This is a genomic window from Sphingomonas sp. IC-56, assembly GCF_021043375.1.
In the GTDB taxonomy this organism is placed as follows: domain Bacteria; phylum Pseudomonadota; class Alphaproteobacteria; order Sphingomonadales; family Sphingomonadaceae; genus Sphingomonas.
Genome location: NZ_JAJNDV010000001.1, coordinates 230,920 through 249,372, shown reverse-complemented (window position 1 = coordinate 249,372; position 18,453 = coordinate 230,920). Strand labels below are relative to the sequence as shown.

At 65.1% G+C, this 18,453-nt stretch carries 20 protein-coding genes; 18 read left to right on the top strand and 2 right to left on the bottom strand.

From position 1 onward, the window contains the following. Window positions 1-20: 20 nt before the first annotated feature. The 9 genes from LQ953_RS01315 to LQ953_RS01275 all read left to right on the top strand — a co-directional run bounded on the left by LQ953_RS01315 (window position 21) and on the right by LQ953_RS01275 (window position 7,513). Entirely contained in the window at window positions 21-680 is a 660-nt protein-coding gene (locus LQ953_RS01315) for an adenylate kinase (protein WP_231028643.1), read from the top strand. A 94-nt stretch (window positions 681-774) separates the two neighbouring features. Continuing rightward, complete coding sequence (locus LQ953_RS01310) at window positions 775-1,068, top strand: hypothetical protein (RefSeq protein WP_231028642.1); 294 nt, start codon at window positions 775-777, stop codon at window positions 1,066-1,068. 243 nt (window positions 1,069-1,311) lie between these two features. After that, window positions 1,312-1,680 carry a 30S ribosomal protein S13 gene (gene rpsM / locus LQ953_RS01305; protein WP_231028641.1) on the top strand — a complete coding sequence of 123 codons (369 nt, stop codon included), beginning with the start codon at window positions 1,312-1,314 and terminating at the stop codon, window positions 1,678-1,680. A gap of 61 nt (window positions 1,681-1,741) precedes the next feature. Further along, window positions 1,742-2,131 carry a 30S ribosomal protein S11 gene (rpsK, locus tag LQ953_RS01300; protein ID WP_066579261.1) on the top strand — a complete coding sequence of 130 codons (390 nt, stop codon included), beginning with the start codon at window positions 1,742-1,744 and terminating at the stop codon, window positions 2,129-2,131. A 96-nt stretch (window positions 2,132-2,227) separates the two neighbouring features. Further along, window positions 2,228-3,295: a DNA-directed RNA polymerase subunit alpha gene (locus LQ953_RS01295; RefSeq protein WP_231028640.1), complete on the top strand. Its 1,068-nt coding sequence runs from the start codon at window positions 2,228-2,230 to the stop codon at window positions 3,293-3,295. Window positions 3,296-3,648: 353 nt separating this feature from the next. Next, window positions 3,649-4,227 (top strand): CGNR zinc finger domain-containing protein, encoded by a 579-nt coding sequence (locus tag LQ953_RS01290; protein WP_269141216.1) that lies wholly within the window; start codon window positions 3,649-3,651, stop codon window positions 4,225-4,227. 112 nt (window positions 4,228-4,339) lie between these two features. Then, window positions 4,340-4,762 carry a 50S ribosomal protein L17 gene (gene rplQ, locus LQ953_RS01285; protein WP_231028638.1) on the top strand — a complete coding sequence of 141 codons (423 nt, stop codon included), beginning with the start codon at window positions 4,340-4,342 and terminating at the stop codon, window positions 4,760-4,762. Window positions 4,763-4,840: 78 nt separating this feature from the next. Next, a complete protein-coding gene (locus LQ953_RS01280) occupies window positions 4,841-5,263 on the top strand; it encodes a c-type cytochrome (protein ID WP_330999365.1) in 423 nt (140 codons plus the stop codon). A gap of 102 nt (window positions 5,264-5,365) precedes the next feature. Beyond that, window positions 5,366-7,513, top strand: coding sequence for a prolyl oligopeptidase family serine peptidase (locus LQ953_RS01275; RefSeq protein WP_231028636.1), 2,148 nt, complete (start codon window positions 5,366-5,368; stop codon window positions 7,511-7,513). Window positions 7,514-7,595: 82 nt separating this feature from the next. On the opposite strand, the gene LQ953_RS01270 is transcribed toward LQ953_RS01275, so the two are convergent. Then, window positions 7,596-9,116 (bottom strand): serine hydrolase, encoded by a 1,521-nt coding sequence (locus LQ953_RS01270; RefSeq protein WP_231028635.1) that lies wholly within the window; start codon window positions 9,114-9,116, stop codon window positions 7,596-7,598. Between the two features lie 118 nt (window positions 9,117-9,234). On the opposite strand from LQ953_RS01270, the gene guaA reads away from it, so the two are divergent. The 9 genes from guaA (at window position 9,235) to LQ953_RS01225 (ending at window position 17,419) form a co-directional block, all read left to right on the top strand. Continuing rightward, window positions 9,235-10,794 (top strand): glutamine-hydrolyzing GMP synthase, encoded by a 1,560-nt coding sequence (gene guaA, locus LQ953_RS01265; RefSeq protein WP_231028634.1) that lies wholly within the window; start codon window positions 9,235-9,237, stop codon window positions 10,792-10,794. Between the two features lie 108 nt (window positions 10,795-10,902). Then, complete coding sequence (locus LQ953_RS01260) at window positions 10,903-11,529, top strand: hypothetical protein (RefSeq protein ID WP_231028633.1); 627 nt, start codon at window positions 10,903-10,905, stop codon at window positions 11,527-11,529. Next, entirely contained in the window at window positions 11,514-11,951 is a 438-nt protein-coding gene (locus LQ953_RS01255; protein WP_231028632.1) for a GNAT family acetyltransferase, read from the top strand. The genes LQ953_RS01260 and LQ953_RS01255 overlap by 16 nt, the downstream gene beginning before the upstream one ends. A 73-nt stretch (window positions 11,952-12,024) precedes the next feature. Continuing rightward, window positions 12,025-12,372: an arsenate reductase gene (locus tag LQ953_RS01250; protein ID WP_231028631.1), complete on the top strand. Its 348-nt coding sequence runs from the start codon at window positions 12,025-12,027 to the stop codon at window positions 12,370-12,372. Between the two features lie 45 nt (window positions 12,373-12,417). Further along, a complete protein-coding gene (gene panB / locus LQ953_RS01245; RefSeq protein WP_231028630.1) occupies window positions 12,418-13,275 on the top strand; it encodes a 3-methyl-2-oxobutanoate hydroxymethyltransferase in 858 nt (285 codons plus the stop codon). A 55-nt stretch (window positions 13,276-13,330) separates the two neighbouring features. Then, a complete protein-coding gene (locus LQ953_RS01240) occupies window positions 13,331-14,041 on the top strand; it encodes a tetratricopeptide repeat protein (RefSeq protein ID WP_231028629.1) in 711 nt (236 codons plus the stop codon). Beyond that, window positions 14,038-15,360: an outer membrane protein assembly factor BamB family protein gene (locus LQ953_RS01235; RefSeq protein WP_231028628.1), complete on the top strand. Its 1,323-nt coding sequence runs from the start codon at window positions 14,038-14,040 to the stop codon at window positions 15,358-15,360. The genes LQ953_RS01240 and LQ953_RS01235 overlap by 4 nt, the downstream gene beginning before the upstream one ends. A 173-nt stretch (window positions 15,361-15,533) precedes the next feature. Then, complete coding sequence (der, locus tag LQ953_RS01230) at window positions 15,534-16,922, top strand: ribosome biogenesis GTPase Der (protein ID WP_231028627.1); 1,389 nt, start codon at window positions 15,534-15,536, stop codon at window positions 16,920-16,922. Window positions 16,923-17,005: 83 nt separating this feature from the next. Further along, window positions 17,006-17,419: an Hpt domain-containing protein gene (locus tag LQ953_RS01225; protein WP_231028626.1), complete on the top strand. Its 414-nt coding sequence runs from the start codon at window positions 17,006-17,008 to the stop codon at window positions 17,417-17,419. Between the two features lie 6 nt (window positions 17,420-17,425). On the opposite strand, the gene LQ953_RS01220 is transcribed toward LQ953_RS01225, so the two are convergent. Continuing rightward, window positions 17,426-18,433 carry a glycosyl hydrolase family 43 gene (locus LQ953_RS01220; protein WP_330999370.1) on the bottom strand — a complete coding sequence of 336 codons (1,008 nt, stop codon included), beginning with the start codon at window positions 18,431-18,433 and terminating at the stop codon, window positions 17,426-17,428. Window positions 18,434-18,453: the final 20 nt, after the last annotated feature.

Genomic DNA, 18,453 nt, shown 5'->3' with positions numbered 1-18,453 from the left:
GCATCGAAGGGGAAGTTGCGTTGAACATCATCCTGTTGGGCCCTCCGGGCGCGGGCAAGGGTACCCAGGCGAGTCGCCTGGAGGCCGCCCGTGGCATGGTGCAGCTGTCGACCGGCGACATGCTGCGTGCGGCAGTGAAGGCGGGGACGCCGGTAGGTCTGAAGGCGAAAGCCGTGATGGATGCGGGTGAGCTCGTCTCGGACGAGATCGTGTCGGGGATCATCGGCGAGCGCCTGGACATGGCGGACACAGCAGGCGGCGCGATCTTTGACGGCTATCCGCGCACCTCGGCCCAGGCCGAATCGCTGGAAGGCCTGCTGGCTGAGCGCGGGCGTAAGCTGGATTATGTGATCGAGCTACACGTCGACGAGGAAGCACTTGTCGAGCGGATCACCGGCCGTTTCACCTGCGGGAACTGCGGGACAGGCTATCACGACACGTTCAAGCTGCCGGTGGTGGCTGAGACGTGCGATGTTTGCGGCAGCCACGAGTTCAAGCGCCGCCCCGACGACAATGCCGAGACGGTGCGGACCCGCATGGCGGAGTATCGCGCGAAAACCGCGCCGATCCTTCCTTTCTATGAGGCCCGGGGTCTGGTGCGGCATGTCGACGGCATGGCGGACATGGACGAAGTAACGCGCCAGATCGACGCGGTGCTGGACGGGGTGCCTGCCGCCTAAGCTGCCCGGCGCCGCTTCGGCCGCTTACGTCCATTTGGCTGACAATATCCCCTGCCGCTTCTGTGTATCGGCAGGGAGGTTTCAATGGGAAAGCTTGCGCTTCCTTGCGCGTTTGCTGGCGATGACCGGCGATTTTCAACCACATGACGCTGAACTGCGCGCGCCCGCTGATGAGCAGGCGCTAAGCATCCTCGGTGCGCCGCAGCGGGCGGCGCTGCGCTTGCGTTGGGGAGAGCGGTCCGAAGCGAACGCGGAAGTGGAGGTCACGCCGGCGGGCCTGCTGTCGATTGGCGGCTTGGTGGGCATGATCCTGCTCGGATCGGCTGTGATCGTGCGGGCTGCAGGGCAGGCGCGGGCACGGCCTGCAGGTAAAATGAATGCCGACTGAGACGGGTGGGGCGTGCGCTGCTTGGCGGCCGCGCAACGCTCGTGTATGAATCCGGTTCCGGTTTTCAAACCCGCCTGCGCTTGACAGCATGGCTGCGGCTGCATATGTCGCGCTTCTTCCGAACATCAGATGTTGGTCGCCGTGCCTATGCGCTCGTCGTTTCACCTGCGGTTCGGAGCTAACGCTACGAGATGGGGCGTGTGCTGCCATGCGGCGCCTCGTGGAGCTGGGAGAACATATTTCATGGCACGTATTGCGGGTGTAAACATCCCGACCAACAAGCGCGTTCTGATCGCGCTTCAGTATATCCACGGCATTGGTCCGTCCAAGGCCAAGGAAATCACCGAGAAGCTGGGCATCGCGACCGAGCGCCGCGTGCAGGACCTGAGCGATCAGGAAGTGCTCCAGATCCGCGAAACCATCGACGCCACCTACACGGTGGAAGGCGATCTTCGTCGCGAAACCGCGATGAACATCAAGCGTCTGATGGACCTGGCCTGCTATCGCGGCCTGCGTCACCGCAAGGGTCTGCCGGTTCGTGGCCAGCGCACGCACACCAATGCGCGCACCCGCAAGGGCAAGGCCAAGCCGATCGCAGGTAAGAAGAAGTAAGCCGCTGGGCCGCTCATACGCGGCCCGCCTGCTCTTCGCTTTTCGAAGGATTTCCAAGTAAATGGCACAAGCACCGCAGCGCCTTCGCCGTCGCGAGCGTAAGAACATCACCGCCGGCGTCGCCCATGTGAACGCCAGCTTCAACAACACCATGATCACCATCACCGATGCACAGGGCAACGCGATCTCCTGGTCGTCGGCCGGCATGATGGGCTTCAAGGGTTCGCGCAAGTCGACCCCTTATGCCGCCCAGGTTGCCGCAGAGGACGCAGGCCGCAAGGCTGCCGAGCACGGCGTGCGTACCCTGGAAGTGGAAGTGAAGGGCCCGGGTTCGGGCCGTGAGAGCGCATTGCGCGCCCTCCAGGCAGTCGGTTTCCAGATCACGTCCATCCGCGACGTGACCTCGATCCCGCACAACGGCGTTCGTCCGTCGAAGCGCCGTCGCGTCTGATCTGCCCTGCTCGAACCGCAGGCCCGGGGGCGGGTCTGCGGTCGGCAGTTATTTTCTGGCAGGCCGCCCCAGCCTGCCCAAACATGAGGAAAGCCCGTGTCGGTCAACGCTAAGAACTGGCAGGAACTCAAGAAGCCAACCGGCCTTGAAAAGAAGGCGGGTGGCGACTCCAAGCGCAAGTCGACCTTTGTGGCCGAACCGCTCGAACGCGGCTTCGGCCTTACGCTTGGAAACGCTCTGCGGCGCGTGCTGCTTTCGTCGCTTCAGGGCGCCGCGGTCACCTCGATCAAGATCGAGAACGTGCTGCACGAATTCTCCTCGCTCGCCGGCGTGCGCGAAGATGTGACGGACATCGTCCTGAACGTGAAGCAGATCGCCATTCGCATGCAGGGTGAAGGCGCCAAGCGCCTGCAGCTCTCGGCGACCGGCCCGGCCGAAGTGAAGGCAGGCGACATCGCCGTTTCCGGCGACATCGAAGTGATGAACCCCGAACTGGTGATCTGTCACCTGGACGATGGCGCGACGCTCAACATGGAGCTGACCGCTGACGTTGGTAAGGGCTATGTTCCGGCCGCGTCGAACCGTCCGGCGGATGCGCCGATCGGCCTGATCCCGGTCGACGCGCTGTACAGCCCGGTTCGCCAGGTGTCGTACAAGGTGGAGAACACCCGTGTCGGGCAGGAGCTGGACTACGACAAGCTGACGCTGTCGATCGAGACCGACGGCACCATCACCCCTGAGGACGCCGTGGCTTATGCCGCGCGCATCCTTCAGGACCAGCTGGCGCTGTTCGTGCACTTCGACGACTCGGCGGTCACCCGCCAGGCGCCGGTTCAGGTCGGTGGCGTTCCGTCCGCCGCGCCGGAATCGGGTGGCGACACCGCGCAGATCAACCGTTACCTCCTCAAGAAGGTCGACGAGTTGGAACTGTCGGTGCGTTCAGCGAACTGCCTGAAAAACGACAACATCATCTATATCGGCGATCTGGTCCAGAAGACCGAAGCCGAGATGCTCCGCACCCCGAACTTCGGCCGCAAGTCCTTGAACGAAATCAAGGAAGTGCTGTCGTCGATGGGTCTGCGTCTGGGCATGGAAATCCCGGGCTGGCCGCCGGAGAACATCGAAGAGATGGCCAAGAAGCTCGAGCAGGAGATCATGGGCTAAGCCCCAGGATCTGGTTGTTGAGACTGCAAAAGGGTCGTCCCGCGAGGGGCGGCCCTTTTTGTTGTGGTTTGCGGTGGGCGGTTGGCGAGGAGTGTGCCGTTAGCTACCAGTTCCCCAGCGAAGGCCGGGGCCCAGTTGCGAGCCGGCGGGAGGAGTCTCCCGCGCCATCGACACACCTTGGCAACTGGTCCCGGCCTTCGCCGGGGAACAGCTCGTAGAGAATGCCTCCCCTAGAGTCCTCACCCTTCTGAGGATCTTGCGGGCTTATAGCCGTTACGCGTAACTGCACTCGTGGTTACCGTAACTACTTAACAGGGTTTTATCCCGAACCTGAAGCCGTTACAGTAACGCGTATGACTAACCCAAAGTCGCGCGCTGACCGGGATGGGTTCCGCTTCCGCGGCGGGCACCCAGTGTTGGATCTTACCGCGACGTTAACAGGTCGGGCAAGTGGCCGCGCGTTGGATCTGCTCGCGACACCGGAGGATCTGCGGCGCTGGTTGATCAGCAGCGGCGTTGCGTCGGCAGTGGACAAGCCGGCACAAGCGGATCTGGATGCAGCCCGGCGGCTGCGCGAGGCGTTCTTTGCGCTGGCAAGCGGCGGGAGCGCCAAATGGGCGGTCGCTGCGGTCAACACGGTGGCGGCTGCGGAGGCGGCGGTGCCGGTCCTGTCCGCGGATGGGCACGTGGTTCGCGCCGGGAGTGCGGCATCGCACCTCTCCGTACTGGCGCGCGAAGCAGTGCTGCTGTTCGGCCGCAAGCCTGCGGCACGGGTGCGCGCATGCGAGGGAGAGGGGTGCGGGACCTTGTTCCTTGATGCGTCGCGCAAGGGTGATCGGCGCTGGTGCTCGATGGGCGGGTGCGGCAATCGCGCGAAGGTGGCGGCGTTCCGCAAGCGGGGCAGACGGGAAATGCTTGACTCTGCGGGGTAGATCGGCTCTTGGCGCCGCTTCGCGTTTGCGCGTGGGTTGTTGGCGGTGGCCCTTAACATCGCCTGGTCTGGGGTTCCGTGACACGGCCCCTTAACGAACGAAGGAAACGATCATGCGTCACCGTTATGGCGGCCGTAAGCTTCAGCGCACCTCGGCACACCGCCAGGCCCTGTTCCGCAACATGTCCGCAGCGCTCATCAAGCACGAGCAGATCACCACCACCGTCGCCAAGGCGAAGGAGCTTCGCCCCTATGTGGAGAAGCTGATCACGCTGGCGAAGAAGGGTGGCCTGTCCAACCGTCGTCTGGCGCACGCTCGCCTGCTCGACGACGCGCAGCTGGTGAAGCTGTTCGACACGCTGGCGACGCGCTACGCCGACCGCAACGGCGGCTATACCCGCATCATCAAGGCCGGCATCCGTAAGTCGGATGCTTCGCCGATGGCGATCATCGAGTTCGTCGACCGTGACGTTTCGGCCAAGGGCCAGGATTCGGGCCCGATCTATAACGATGACGATTTCGCCGACGCCGCCTGATCCATTCAGGACGTTGAGAGATTTGGGGGCGGCGGCACTGCGGTGCGGCCGCCCCTTTTCGTTGCTGGGGATGGGATGATGCGAGCGTCGATAGGTGCGGTGGCCTTGCTGCTGGCCGGGTGCGGGGATGATGGCGCGGCGGAGCGGCGCGCGGCAGTGGGCGCGAATGCGAAGCTCGCCGATTATCTGCGGGTAAGCGACGCGGGACGGGGGCGGAAGCTGTTCGGCCAATGCGCGGCTTGCCACACGGTGCGTGCTGGCGGGCAGAACCTCAACGGGCCGAACCTGCACGGCGTGGTCGGCCGCGGGATTGCGCAGGGGCCGGCGCGCTTTGGGTACAGCGCTGCTTTGCAGGCGAAGCAGGGGACGTGGTCGGCCGAGGGGCTGGACGCGTGGCTCGCCTCTCCGCAGCGCTTCGCGCCGGGGACGAGCATGATGTTTGCTGGGATCAGCGATCCGCTCGATCGCGCCGATGTGATTGCCTATCTGAAGGCGAACTAAGCGGGCCGGCAACTTTCGGACACACGAAAAACGGTGACAAGGTCGGCACTTGGCGGATAGCCTTTCGGCTTACCTCATGCACCTTCCGACGAAAGGCCGTTGATGCGCCGCTCCCTGCTCACCCTGCCGCTTCTTTTCGCTTCTCCTGTCACTGCCCAGACCGCACCGGAGCCCCGCCCGACGATGACCAAGCCCGCTTATCCCCAGACCCGCCGAGTTGATGTTGTCGAGGAACAGTTCGGCGTGAAGGTCGCCGACCCGTACCGCTGGCTGGAGAACGACGTCCGCAACGACAAGGAGGTGGCAGACTGGGTCGCGGCGCAGAACCAGGTGACCAACGCCTATCTCGCGACGCTGCCGGGCCGGCAGGTGTTCGCCGACCGTATCAAGACGCTGTTCAATTACGAGCGCTTCGGCCTGCCGACCAAGAAAGGCGGCAAGTATTTCTACAGCCATAATTCGGGGCTGCAGAACCAGGCCGTGCTCTGGGTGCGGGATCAATTGAACGGGCAGGGCCGCGTGCTGATCGATCCCAACGGCTGGTCGAAGGACGGCGCAACGGCGCTGGCCGAATGGCTGCCGTCCGAGGATGGCAAGCTGCTCGCCTATTCGATTCAGGACGGCGGCACCGACTGGCGCACGATCAAGGTGCTCGACACCGCGACCGGCAAGGATACCGGCGACGAGGTCAGCTGGGCCAAGTACACGATGGGGCTGAGCTGGGCCAAGGATGGCAGCGGCTTTTTCTATTCGCGCTATCCCGAGCCGCCGGCCGCCGAGAAGTTCCAGGCGACCAGCGAGAACCACAAGGTGTTCTTCCACAAGCTGGGCACGCCGCAGTCCGCCGACCGGCTGGTCTATGCGACGCCGGAGAACCCCAAGCTGGGCCATTATGCCGGGATCACCGACGACGGGCGCTATCTGGTCATCAGCACGACCGAGGGCACCGACAACCGCAACATGGTCCACATCCTCGACCTGAAGGATGCAGGCGCCAAGCCGCGCACGATCATCGGCAAGCTCGAGAACGACTGGAGCGTGATCGGCAACACCGGCACCCGCTTCTTCTTCTCCACCAACGCAGGGGCGCCCCGCGACCGGATCGTCAGCATCGACCTGAACGATGCCGGGCTCACCCCCAAGGAGATCGTCCCCGAGCAGAAGGAAACGCTTGCCGGGGCGTCGATCGTCGGCGACCGGCTGGTGCTCGATTACATGGTCGATGCTAAGAGCGAGATCCGCCGCTACACGCTGGACGGTAAGGCAGACGGCAAGGTAGCGCTGCCCGGGATCGGCACCGCCAGCGGCTTTGGCGGCGAGATGGACGATCCGGAGACCTTCTTCGCCTTCACCAGCTTCAACTATCCGACCACCATCTTCCGCTATGACGTGAAGACCGGCACGGCGACGCCCTGGGCCCAGCCCAAGGTCGCGTTCGATCCCAGCCAGTACAAGGTCGAGCAGCGCTTCTTCGCGTCGAAGGACGGCACCAAGGTGCCGATGTTCGTGGTGCGCAAGGCGACCACCACCGGACCGGCGCCGACATTGCTGTGGGGCTATGGCGGGTTCAACGTGCCCTATACGCCCAGCTTCTCGGCAGCGCGGGTGGCGTGGATGGAGCAGGGCGGCGTGTTCGTCCTCGCCAACATCCGCGGCGGCGGCGAGTATGGCAAGGCGTGGCACGATGGCGGCCGGCTGGCTAACAAGCAGAACGTGTTCGACGACTTTATCGGCGCGGGCGAGTATCTGATCAAGGAAGGCATTACCGGCAAGAGCCAGCTGGCGATACAGGGCGGCTCTAACGGAGGCCTGCTGATGGGTGCGGTGGTCAACCAGCGTCCCGACCTGTTCGCGGCGGCGCTGCCGGCGGTGGGCGTGATGGACATGCTGCGCTTCGACCGGTTCACGGCCGGGCGCTACTGGGTCGACGATTATGGCTATCCGTCCAAGGAAGCCGACTTCAAGCGGCTCTATGCCTATTCGCCCTATCACAACATCAAGGGCGGCCGCGACTATCCGGCGATCCTGGTGACCACCGCCGACACCGACGATCGCGTCGTACCGGGCCACAGCTTTAAATACACCGCGGCGTTGCAGGCGGCCGACATCGGCGACAAGCCGCACCTCGCCCGCATCGAAACGCGCGCGGGCCATGGCTCGGGCAAGCCGACCGACAAGATCATCGAGGAAACGTCGGACCTCTACGCCTTTGCGGCCAAGTGGACTGGGATGGACGTGAAGGCGCGGTGATCAGCTCAAACCGCCGTGCGCTTCCTTGAGCGGACGGCGGCTTTGGCGCTGGCTGAGCTTCACAGGATTTTTCATCGACCTTTCAGAACGACTGCGGATGCTTGGAATCATTCGCGTTGGTTGAGAGAGAATCGATGCGCTCGATGGCGTGCGTGTTCTTCGGATCAATAGAGACCGATCGGCGATAGGCGAGGATCGCTTGATCAACGTGGCCCGACGCTTCCTCAGCCTCGCCCAGGCTGTCCCAGGCGTTCGCGCTCGCTGGGTATAGTCGCGTTGCGAGGGTGAGCACGGCGCGGCCCTCGCGCTGGCGGTCAGCGTCGAGGAGACGTCCACCCCATTCGTTCAACTCGCTTTCGGGCACCGAGAAGGCCGGCTGCTCGCGACGCACGGCTGCGAGCGCAGCGTCCGGGCGCTCGAAGCCGCTGGCGGACAAGGCGCGATGCAGCGCCAGCGCAGCAGTCGACAGGCCGCCGCCATTTGCCAGCTTCAGTTCGGGGTAGATTGCGCCGGCCAGCTCCTCGATGAAATCCTCGGGCCTGCCGCCGGCAAGATTGGTGAGGACGACAATCGCCAGATCGTCCTGCGGGTAGACGAAGACCGCGCTGCGCCGTCCTCCAATCGCCGTGGCAACGGTGTGCGACGGCCGCACACGAAGAGGCCAGCCCATTCCCCAGGAGGTCGGCTTTCCGTCAGCGAACCGCCCAGGCGTCCACATCTCCCCGAGCGTGGTGCGGTTCATCAATCGCCCGCTCTGCAGGGCGATGATCCAGCGTGCGACATCCTCAGCGCTGCCGTTGAGCCCGCCTGCCGTTCGAAGAAATGGGCTGAACTCGTCGATTGCGTGTTCCAGCGGGCGGTTGCGTGCCGTCACGCCCAGAACGCCCCCCGAATAGCGGTACGTGCGCGTGCGATTGGGCACGACGTCTCGCGCGTCGCCAAATACCAGGCTTTTAGCGCCCGCCGGCGCGAACTCGCGTTCCGCCATGACCATCTGGAAGGGCTTGCCCGTCACATGCTCGATGGCTTTGCCGAGCAGAACGTAATTGGTCTGATTGTAACGATACCGGGTGCCTACGGGAGCCTCCAGCGGGAGCTGGCGCACTGCGTTCCACGCCGAGTCCTCGCCACCGCCGCCCAGCAATGTCCCGGTGCCCTGGCCATTTGCGGGCAGCACGAGAATGTCGGGAAGGCCGGACACATGGGTCAGCAACTGACGCAGGGTGATTGCCCGCCAACTGTCGGGCAACGCACTGACATGGCGGCTGATCGGATCGTCGAGGCTTAGCTCGCCGGCCTCAACCAGCTGCATGATCGCGACCCCAGTGAACGCTTTCGTCGCAGAGTTCAGCGTGAAAACGGTTGCAGGGGTGGCCGGCGTTCCGCTTTCCTTGTCTGCGATGCCCCAGGCACGGCTGAGCGCGATCCGGCTGCCGCGGACCACCGCAAGCTGCATCCCCGGAATGCCGCGGCGGTGCATCTCATGTTTGGCGATGTCCTCGATCTCACGCGTTTGCGCTGCCGTCAGATCCTGCGCAGCAGCCTTGGCCTGCAACGGCGCCGCCGGCACCAGGGTGAGCATCGCAATCAGCACGAAATGCATACGCTTCTTCTCAATGAATTTGAGCTCAGCAACGATTACACTTGTAATCGTCAGTGGTCAAACTGAGTGCAGGCGGGCTCGGCTTTACAGAAACGGCCTCGCTCCGTATCGCCCCGCCATGACGGTCGAGCACAGCGAATCCATCCTCATCGTTGATTTCGGTAGCCAGGTTACCCAGCTGATCGCGCGGCGCGTGCGTGAGGCGGGGGTGTATTCCGAGATTGCTCCCTTCACCACCGCGGCGGAGGCCTTTGCGCGCATGAAGCCGCAGGGGATTATCCTCTCCGGATCGCCGGCATCGGTGCTGACCGATGGCAGCCCGCGGGTGCCGCAGGAGATTTTCGACTCCGGGCTGCCGATCCTGGGCATCTGCTATGGCCAGCAGACTATGACTCACCAGCTGGGCGGCGAAGTCGTGCTGGGAGATTCGGGCGAGTTCGGCCAGGCCTTTGTCGACGTGGTCGACAACTGCGCGCTGTTCGACGGGCTGTGGCAGGTCGGCGAGAAGCACCAGGTGTGGATGAGCCACGGCGACAAGGTCACGCGCCTGGCCGACGGTTTCCGCGCGGTGGCGGTAAGCCCGGGCGCACCGCATGCGGTGATCGCCAACGATGCCAAGCGATACTACGCGATGCAGTTCCACCCCGAAGTGGTGCACACGCCCGACGGCGCGCGGCTGCTCGCGAACTTCGTGCGCCATGTCTGCGGGCTGCACGGCGAGTGGACCATGGCCGAGTTCCGTGCCGCCAAGATCGCCGAGATCCGCGCCCAAGTGGGCACGGGCCGCGTGATTTGCGGCCTGTCGGGCGGCGTCGACTCCGCGGTTGCGGCGGTGCTGATCCATGAGGCGATCGGCGAGCAGCTGACCTGCGTATTCGTCGACCATGGCCTGATGCGCTCGGGCGAGGCCGAACAGGTCGTCAGCCTGTTCCGCGGCCATTACAACATCCCGCTCGTCCATGTGAACGCCGAGACTTTGTTCCTGAACGGCCTCGCCGGGCTCACCGACCCGGAAGCCAAGCGCAAGTTCATCGGCAAGACCTTCATCGAAGTGTTCGAGGACGAAGCCAAGAAGATCGGCGGCGCCGACTTCCTAGCCCAGGGCACGCTGTATCCCGATGTGATCGAGAGCGTGAGCTTCACCGGCGGGCCGTCGGTGACGATCAAGAGCCACCACAATGTCGGCGGTCTCCCTGAGCGCATGAACATGAAGCTGGTCGAGCCGTTGCGCGAGCTGTTCAAGGACGAGGTCCGCGAACTCGGCCGCGAGCTGGGGCTGCCAGACATCTTTGTGGGGCGGCATCCGTTCCCGGGGCCGGGTCTGGCGATCCGCATTCCGGGCGAAGTCACCAAGGATCGCTGCGACATCCTGCGCAAGGCCGATGCGATCTATCTCGAGGAGATCCGCAACGCCGGGCTGTACGATGCGATCTGGCAGGCCTTTGCGGTGCTGCTGCCGGTGCGCAGCGTTGGGGTGATGGGCGATGGCCGCACCTATGACAATGTGCTGGCGCTGCGTGCGGTGACCTCCACCGACGGGATGACGGCGGTGGCGTTCCAGTTCCCCGGCGACTTCCTGCCGCGGGTGGCGACCCGAATCATCAACGAGGTCCGCGGCATCAACCGCGTGACGTACGACTATACTTCAAAGCCGCCCGGCACGATCGAGTGGGAGTGACGAAGACGCGCGATCCTGCGGTGCGGGATCGCGGCTTCGGCGCCTGGCCGCGGCGGTTGTCTGGCTGCGCCTGTGGTGCGACACTCGCCGCAAGGGGAGGACAAAGACATGAAACGGATCGCAACCGCCGCCCTGTTGGGGATGCTGGCCGCATGCAGCGCGCCGGAGGGAGCCAACCAGGCTGAGCAGGCGCAGACGGCAACGTTCGACGGGTCCACCATCATCGTGCCGCAGGGTAATGCCGGCGAGGGCGCCGCAGGCAACCAGGCCGAAGCGGCGGCCGGGCCCGCCATCAGCCTGTCGCCCGATGGTCTGATGCTGGTGTCCGCCAGCGGTTCGACAAGCCCGGTCAGCTTCGGCGTCGCCCAGGATGACGTAATGCGTGCAGCCCAGGCGGTGCTCGGCAAGCCCGAGAACGAGTCGCTCAATCCCGACTGTCCGTCCGGACCGCTCGACGTCGTCGATTTGGCCGATGGGTTGACCTTGTTCTTTGAAGGCGCGCGGTTCGTCGGCTGGGACGTCGACGATACCAAGCCGGGCCGCTTCACGACGATGAGCGGAATCGGGATCGGCACCACGCGAGCTGAGATGGAGCGCTCGATCGCAATCGAAGTGGAGAATAGCAGCTTAGGGCATGAGTTCCGCTCGGGCGCATTGTCGGGCCTGCTCAGTGCGCCCGGTAGTACAGGGCGCGTGATGCAGCTTTGGGCCGGCACGGCGTGCATCTTCCGCTGATCGAGGAAGCGGCACAGGACGATGCCAGCGAGGTGATCGCGCTGTGGGAACGCTGCGGCCTCACGCGGCCATGGAACGATCCCGCAGCCGATTTCACACTAGCACTGAGTGGCGCGGGATCGACCGTGCTTGTGGTGCGCGGCGAGGCAGGTGTCGCGGGGAGCGTGATGGTCGGCTTCGACGGGCATCGCGGCTGGATCTATTACCTCGCGGTCGACCTGGGGCAGCGGCGTGGCGGACTGGGCCGCGCGCTGATGGCAGCGGCGGAGGAATGGCTGAAGGCGCGGGGCTGTCCCAAGATCCAGCTGATGGTGCGCGAGGACAATGAAGCGGCTCTGGGCTTCTATGCCGCACTGGGGCTTGAGCGGCAGAAGGTCGTAACGCTCGGGCGCTTTCTGACTTCTTCGTCATCCCAGCCTTGAGCCGGGCTCAGGAGTGCTTTTCGCGCCCGCAGCCGCTATTCGCCCCTCGAACAACAGCCAAACGAGGCGTGGAATGACGGTTACCGTGTATGGCATCCCGGCCTGCGACACGATGAAGAAGGCACGCGCCTGGCTGGACGAGCATGGCGTCGTTTATGCCTTTCACGACTACAAAAAGGCCGGGATCGATGCGGGGCGGATCGCGCGGTGGCAGGAACTGGTCGGGTGGGAGCCGCTGCTCAACCGCGCGGGCACCACCTTCCGCAAGCTGCCCGACGCCGACAAGCAGGGGATCGATGCAGACAAGGCGGCGGCGCTGATGCTGGCCAATCCCTCGATGATCAAGCGGCCGGTAGTGGAGCATCCCGGCGGGTTGCTGGTGGGATTCGCGCCCGACAAGTTCGCGTCGGCACTGCTGTGAGCGGTGGGCTGGCTGGCGGCGGGGAACGGCGCTAGAACGGGCTCCATGTCCACCTACACGATCGATACCGCGACCAGCCGCGCCACCCCCACGCCCGTGCCGATGAAGCGCCTCACCGTGCCCGCCATCCGCAAGCGCAAGGGAGGCGAGCCGATCGTGATGCTGACTGCCTATACCACCCGCATGGCGCAGCTGATGGACCCGCATTGCGACCTGCTGCTGGTCGGTGACAGCCTGGCGCAGGTGATCTATGGCCTGCCTTCGACGCTGCCGGTCACGCTGGACATGATGATCGCCCATGGCGCCGCGGTCGTGCGCGGGAGCCATCACGCGGTGGTGATCGTCGATCTGCCGTTTGGAAGCTATGAGGCGAGCCCCGAACGCGCCTTCGAAACCGCCGCGCGCGTGCTCGCGGAAACCGGTGCGGCAGGCGTCAAGCTGGAAGGCGGCGTGGCGATGGCGCCGGTGGTCGAGTTTCTCACCCGCCGGGGCATCCCGGTCATGGGGCATGTTGGCCTCACCCCGCAGGCGGTGAACGCGCTGGGTGGCTATGGCGCGCGCGGACGCAGCAATGCCGAGCATGCCCAGATCATCGACGACACCCGCGCGATCGCCGAGGCGGGCGCCTTCGTGATCGTCGCAGAGGGCGTGGTGGAAGGGCTGGCGGTCGAGCTGACCGCTGCCGTGCCGGTGCCGGTGATCGGGATCGGCGCGTCGGCACAGTGCGACGGACAGGTACTGGTGAGTGAGGACATGCTGGGCCTGTTCGAGCGCACCCCGCGCTTTGTGAAGAAGTTCGACGATCTGGCTGGCCGCATTTCCGCCGCGGTTGAGACCTATGCCGCCGATGTGCGGTCCCGGACCTTTCCGGGACCCGATCAGGTCTATGCGGCGCGCGATTGAAGGACTAGGCGAGCAGCACTAGAGTTTCGCCGCACGACACCCATGGAGTTTGATCTTGGCGCTTCCCCCGACCGGCACGACTGACCAGACCTTTCTGCGTGAGGTCGACGAGGAATATCGCCGCGAACAGGCCGCGCAGATCTTTCGCCGTTATGGCAAGCTGATCATTGGGGCGGTCGTCCTCGCTTTGGTGGCGCTGGCAGGCTTCCTGTACTGGCAGCATCACAAGCAGAACGTCGCCGGCACGCAGGGCGAGCAATATGATGCCGCGCTTCGGCTGGCCGAAAGCGGCGCCGCCGACAAGGCGCTGCCTGAGCTGAGCAAGATCGCTGCGGACAATGACAGTGGCTATGCGGCGATGGCCGTGATCGCGCAGGGCAGCCTGCTGCTCCAGAAGAACGACGCCAAGGGTGCGGCGGCCAAGTTCGCGCAAGTGGCGGGCGAAGACGATTATCCCAAGCCGTTCCGTGACCTGGCGCTGATCCGCCAGACCAGCGTCGAGTTCGACACGCTGAAGCCGGAAGTGGTGATCCAGCGCCTCAAGCCGCTGACCGATCCCAACTCGCCCTGGCTCGGCACCGCGGGCGAGATGGTCGCGACGGCCTATCTCAAGGCGGGCAAGCGCGCCGAGGCCGGCAAGCTGTATGGCCAGATCGCCCAAGCGGGTGACAAGGTGCCGGACTCGCTTCGTCAACGCGCGGTTCAGCTGGCCGGTGTACTGGGCGTAGACGCCATCGATCAGTCGAAGGAAACCAAGACTCAATGAATACCAAGTTGAGGGTGGGCACCGCCCTCGCGGCGCTTGCGCTGGTCAGCGGCTGCGGCGTCCTGAAGGGTTCGTCCAAGAAGACTCCCGTGCTCGGTGAGCGCGTGCCGATCCTGATGGCGGAAAACGACATCACGGCGGACGCATCGCTGGCGGGTGTCGACGTGCTGTTGCCCGAAGCCGCGGCGAATGACGCTTGGACGCAGCCCGGTGGCAACGCCGCCAAGGCGATGGGCCATCTGGCCGTGGGCGAAAGCCTGTCGCGCGCCTGGAGCAAGAACGTTGCCAAGCCCAGCAACCGCGAGCGGCTGGCCGCATCGCCGGTAGTCGCGGGCAACACGCTGTTCGTGATGGATACCGACGGCGTCGTGCATGCCATGGCCTCCGATACCGGTACGGAGCGCTGGCGCGCCGCAACCTCCAGCGACGACAGCAACAAGCCGGCACGCTTTGGCGGCGGCGTGAGCGTGGAGGGCGAGCGCGTGTTCGCCACCAACGGTCTCGGCGACGTGGTGGCGCTGAACACCGCGGACGGCAAGGAGATCTGGCGCAAGCGTCCCGGCGGCCCGCTGCGCGGTGCACCGACGCTGGCGAGCGGCAACGTGTATGTCGTGACGCAGGACAACCAGCTGTTCGCCCTGACGCAGGAAGCCGGCGACGTATCCTGGACCGGTTCGGCCAGCATCGAATCGCAGGGCGTGTTCGGCGTGGCCGCCCCGGCGTCGGCGCAGGGCACCGTGGTCGCGGGCTTCTCCTCGGGCGAGCTTAACGCCTATCGCTATGAGAATGGCCGCTCGCTCTGGGCCGAAGTGCTCTCGCGCACCAGCATCTCGACCTCGGTCTCGACGCTGTCCGACATCGACGCCGCACCGGTGATCGACCAGGGCCGCGTTTATGCCGTGGGGCAGGGCGGTCGCATGATCTCGATCGATCTCGCCAGCGGCAACCGCATGTGGGAACAGAACATCGCCGGCATCTCGACCCCCTGGGTCGCAGGCGAGTGGGTGTTCGTGGTGACCGACAGCGCCCGGCTGATCTGCCTGTCGCGCGGCAGCGGCAAGATCCGGTGGATCGCCGACATGGGCCAGTACCGCAACGCCAAGAAGTCCAAGGGCCTGATCACCTGGGTTGGTCCGGTTCTGGCCGGCGGCAAGCTGGTGCTCGGCAATTCGGACGGCAAGCTGGTCTTCGCCTCGCCCAAGGACGGCAGTGTGCTGTCGACCATGGACGTGAAGGCGCCGGTGACGCTGACTCCGGTCGTGGCGAACAATACGCTGTACGTGCTGGACGGCAAAGGCACGCTCTCCGCGTACCGTTGAGCTACGCCTCCCCGCGTTTAGGGGAGGATCAGGATGTGGGTTGCAGTAGCGGGTGGAGCCGGGCGCTCTGCCCGCTACTTTATTGATCCGCTGCTTCAGTCTATCAGGCGCGCAGACGCGCACACCCACCCCCAAGCCCTTTCCTGTACGCAGGAGGGCAGCGAGTTGATTTCATGTCTCTTCCCACTGTCGCCATCATCGGGCGTCCCAATGTCGGCAAGTCGACGCTGTTCAACCGCCTGGTCGGCAAGCGGCTGGCGCTGGTCGACGACCAGCCCGGCGTGACCCGTGACCGGCGCGAGGGCGACGCGACTCTGCTCGGGATGGATTTCCGCGTGATCGACACCGCGGGCTATGAGGATGAGGATGTCGCGACGCTGCCCGGCCGCATGCGCGCCCAGACCGAGGCTGCGGTGCAGGACGCCGATGTCGCGCTGTTCGTCATCGACTCCCGTGCCGGCGTCACGCCGCTGGACGAAGAGATTGCCCGCTGGCTGCGCAGCACCGACCGCCCGATCGTCGTGATGGCGAACAAGGCCGAGGGCCGTGCAGGCGATGCCGGCGTGTATGAGGCCATGGCGCTTGGGTTGGGCGATCCGATCCCGTTTTCCGCCGAACATGGGGAAGGCGTAGTCGACTTGTTCGAGGCGCTGCGTCCGTATCTGGAGCGCGAGGAAGCGGAAGAGCCCGAGGAGGATTCGGACTCTCCCGACGCGATCCTGAAGCTGGCGATCGTCGGCCGGCCGAATGCGGGTAAGTCCACCCTGATCAACCGCCTGCTGGGGCAGGACCGGCTCATCACCGGTCCGGAGGCGGGAATCACCCGCGACTCCATTGCGGTTGATTGGGAATGGACCGACTTCGAAGAGCGTCAGCGCCCGGTGCGGCTGATCGACACCGCCGGCATGCGCAAAAAAGCACGCGTCGAGGAGAAGCTGGAAAAGCTCTCGGTCATGGACACGCTGCGCGCGATCGACTTTGCCGAAGTGGTGGTGCTGCTGCTCGATGCGACGCGCGGGCTGGAGGTCCAGGACCTCAAGATCGCCGACCGCGTGCTCCAGGAAGGCCGCGCGCTGATCATCGTGCTCAACAAATGGGACGTGGCGGAGAACGCCTCCAGCCTGTTCAACGGGGTCAAGGGCGCGCTGGACGAGGGCCTCGCGCAGGTAAAGGGCGTGCCGCTGCTCACCGTGTCGGCAGTGACGGGTAAGGGGCTCGATACGATGATGAAGGTCGCGTTCGAAACGCGGGACGCCTGGTCGCGGCGCGTGTCCACGGGCCAGCTCAACCGCTGGTTCGAGCGCGCGATCGAAGCCAATCCGCCACCCGCGCCCGGCGGCAAGCGGATCAAGCCGCGCTACGTCACGCAGAACAAGACCCGGCCCCCCAGCTTCGTGCTGTTCGGCACCCGCGTCGACCTGTTGCCGACCAGCTATCAGCGCTACCTGATCAACGGCCTGCGCAAGGAATTCGATTTCGGCGCCGTACCCGTGCGGCTCACGCTGCGCGCCCCCAAGAACCCGTTCGATCAGGACCGCGCGCGCGACCGCGGCAAGGAGTGAATCTGAACGGCATCAACCGCCTGTTTACCGGCTTCCCCTAAATAGGTTCCCATCGCGAGGGGGACGACGGGGTAGTGAGTGGCATGGGCAACGATCCGCTGGTGAACTGGGGCGCGTTCGCGCAGGCACGCGCGGAACTCGGCGTCAATTTCGTGCGCATCCTCGGCTATTTTCGCGAGGATGGCGTAAAATCGGTTTCGCAGATCGAAGAAGCGATGCGTGCGCAGAATGCGGCGGCGCTGGTGATCCCGGCGCATACCCTCAAGGGCGAGGCGCGCCAGTTCGGCGCCGATCCGCTGGGCGACTTGGCCGAGACGATCGAGACGATCGCGCGCGACTGTGTCGAGCTGCACGAGACGCCCACCGAGGCGCTGGAGCATGTGGTGCGGCTGCGTCCCTTGTTTGAGGCGACACTGGCGCTGCTGGAGCGCGACGCCAATCCGCTGGCGGTGCGCCGCCCGGCGGCAGGCTTCGGGCGCCGGCCGCTGGCGGGCTGAACCACGTCAGCCGTTGGGGAAGGCGGCGCGAAGCGCGTCATATTCCTTGCGGCTGATCTCCAGCATCGAGCCATGCCGCGTGCCCGCCGGCACCTCATAGCGGTTCCATTCGGCAACGCCGCTATTGCCCGACACCTGATACCAGGGCCCCTGCAGCGTCGGCGCCATCGACAGTCCGTAGCTCGTGCCGGCATATTGCTCGTAATAGAGCAGCCAGTCCTGCGCGTTGGGCGCGCGGATCAGTGTCGGCGCTTCCCGGAAGTTGGGGCTCAGCGGCGCGCCGGGCAGGGGATACGGGCCGAGCAATCGTGATGCACAGCTGATCCGGATCGTCTTGCCCGTCGTCCACTCGTACGACGGATAGCGTTCGTCCTTGATGACCGCACAATAGCCGCCGCGGGGATCGGGCTGGATGACGGTGTCGATGGTCGCCATGTCCCAGCTGAACAGTCGCCGCGGCTTGGCGGCAAAGGTCTTCAGGTCCTTGGACAGGACGTACAGCGTGCGCTGGCTGGCCCAATAACGCTCCGGATCCTCGCGATTGCCGTCCTCGTTGGGCGTGTGCCAGCTGAGCAGGAACTGCCCTGAAGGCTTATCGAAATAGAGCTTGGGCGCGCCGATCCGCGCCAGTGTGTGCGGGTGGCCGGGGATGTTGCTCAAGTCAGGTTGGTAGGTGCCGAACGGCGTCCAACGGATCAGGTCGTCCGAGACCCAGAAGCGGATCAACGGGTCTTCGTCGCTCTTGTTGCCGACTAGATAATAGCGGCCATCGCCGCCCTGCGCGATCGAGGCATGGCCGTGATAATCCTGCGACACCGGCTTACCGCCATTGATGCGGGTCCAATGCAGCCCGTCCAGGCTGACCGAGTAATACAGGACGCCGTAGCGCTCCTTGGTCATGTGGGCGAAGAGATAGGCCTTGGCCGGATCGACATAGGGAGTCGCCGGCCCCCCGGGCGCGACCTGCGCCATGGCCGGCGCAAGGGCGCTGGCCGCCATGGCGATCGCCGGCATCACCCAGCGTCTGAATCTGC

Bases quoted from the DNA above. Each gene is read 5' to 3' on its own strand.
- panB (WP_231028630.1), top strand. From the start codon at position 12,418: ATGTCCACCTACACGATCGATACCGCGACCAGCCGCGCCACCCCCACG.
- LQ953_RS01250 (WP_231028631.1), top strand. From the start codon at position 12,025: ATGACGGTTACCGTGTATGGCATCCCGGCCTGCGACACGATGAAGAAG.
- LQ953_RS01235 (WP_231028628.1), top strand. From the start codon at position 14,038: ATGAATACCAAGTTGAGGGTGGGCACCGCCCTCGCGGCGCTTGCGCTG.
- LQ953_RS01220 (WP_330999370.1), bottom strand. From the start codon at position 18,433: ATGCCGGCGATCGCCATGGCGGCCAGCGCCCTTGCGCCGGCCATGGCG.
- rpsK (WP_066579261.1), top strand. From the start codon at position 1,742: ATGGCACAAGCACCGCAGCGCCTTCGCCGTCGCGAGCGTAAGAACATC.
- LQ953_RS01275 (WP_231028636.1), top strand. From the start codon at position 5,366: ATGCGCCGCTCCCTGCTCACCCTGCCGCTTCTTTTCGCTTCTCCTGTC.
- LQ953_RS01270 (WP_231028635.1), bottom strand. From the start codon at position 9,116: ATGCATTTCGTGCTGATTGCGATGCTCACCCTGGTGCCGGCGGCGCCG.
- der (WP_231028627.1), top strand. From the start codon at position 15,534: ATGTCTCTTCCCACTGTCGCCATCATCGGGCGTCCCAATGTCGGCAAG.
- LQ953_RS01290 (WP_269141216.1), top strand. From the start codon at position 3,649: ATGACTAACCCAAAGTCGCGCGCTGACCGGGATGGGTTCCGCTTCCGC.
- LQ953_RS01280 (WP_330999365.1), top strand. From the start codon at position 4,841: ATGCGAGCGTCGATAGGTGCGGTGGCCTTGCTGCTGGCCGGGTGCGGG.
- LQ953_RS01260 (WP_231028633.1), top strand. From the start codon at position 10,903: ATGAAACGGATCGCAACCGCCGCCCTGTTGGGGATGCTGGCCGCATGC.
- guaA (WP_231028634.1), top strand. From the start codon at position 9,235: ATGACGGTCGAGCACAGCGAATCCATCCTCATCGTTGATTTCGGTAGC.
- rpsM (WP_231028641.1), top strand. From the start codon at position 1,312: ATGGCACGTATTGCGGGTGTAAACATCCCGACCAACAAGCGCGTTCTG.
- rplQ (WP_231028638.1), top strand. From the start codon at position 4,340: ATGCGTCACCGTTATGGCGGCCGTAAGCTTCAGCGCACCTCGGCACAC.
- LQ953_RS01225 (WP_231028626.1), top strand. From the start codon at position 17,006: ATGGGCAACGATCCGCTGGTGAACTGGGGCGCGTTCGCGCAGGCACGC.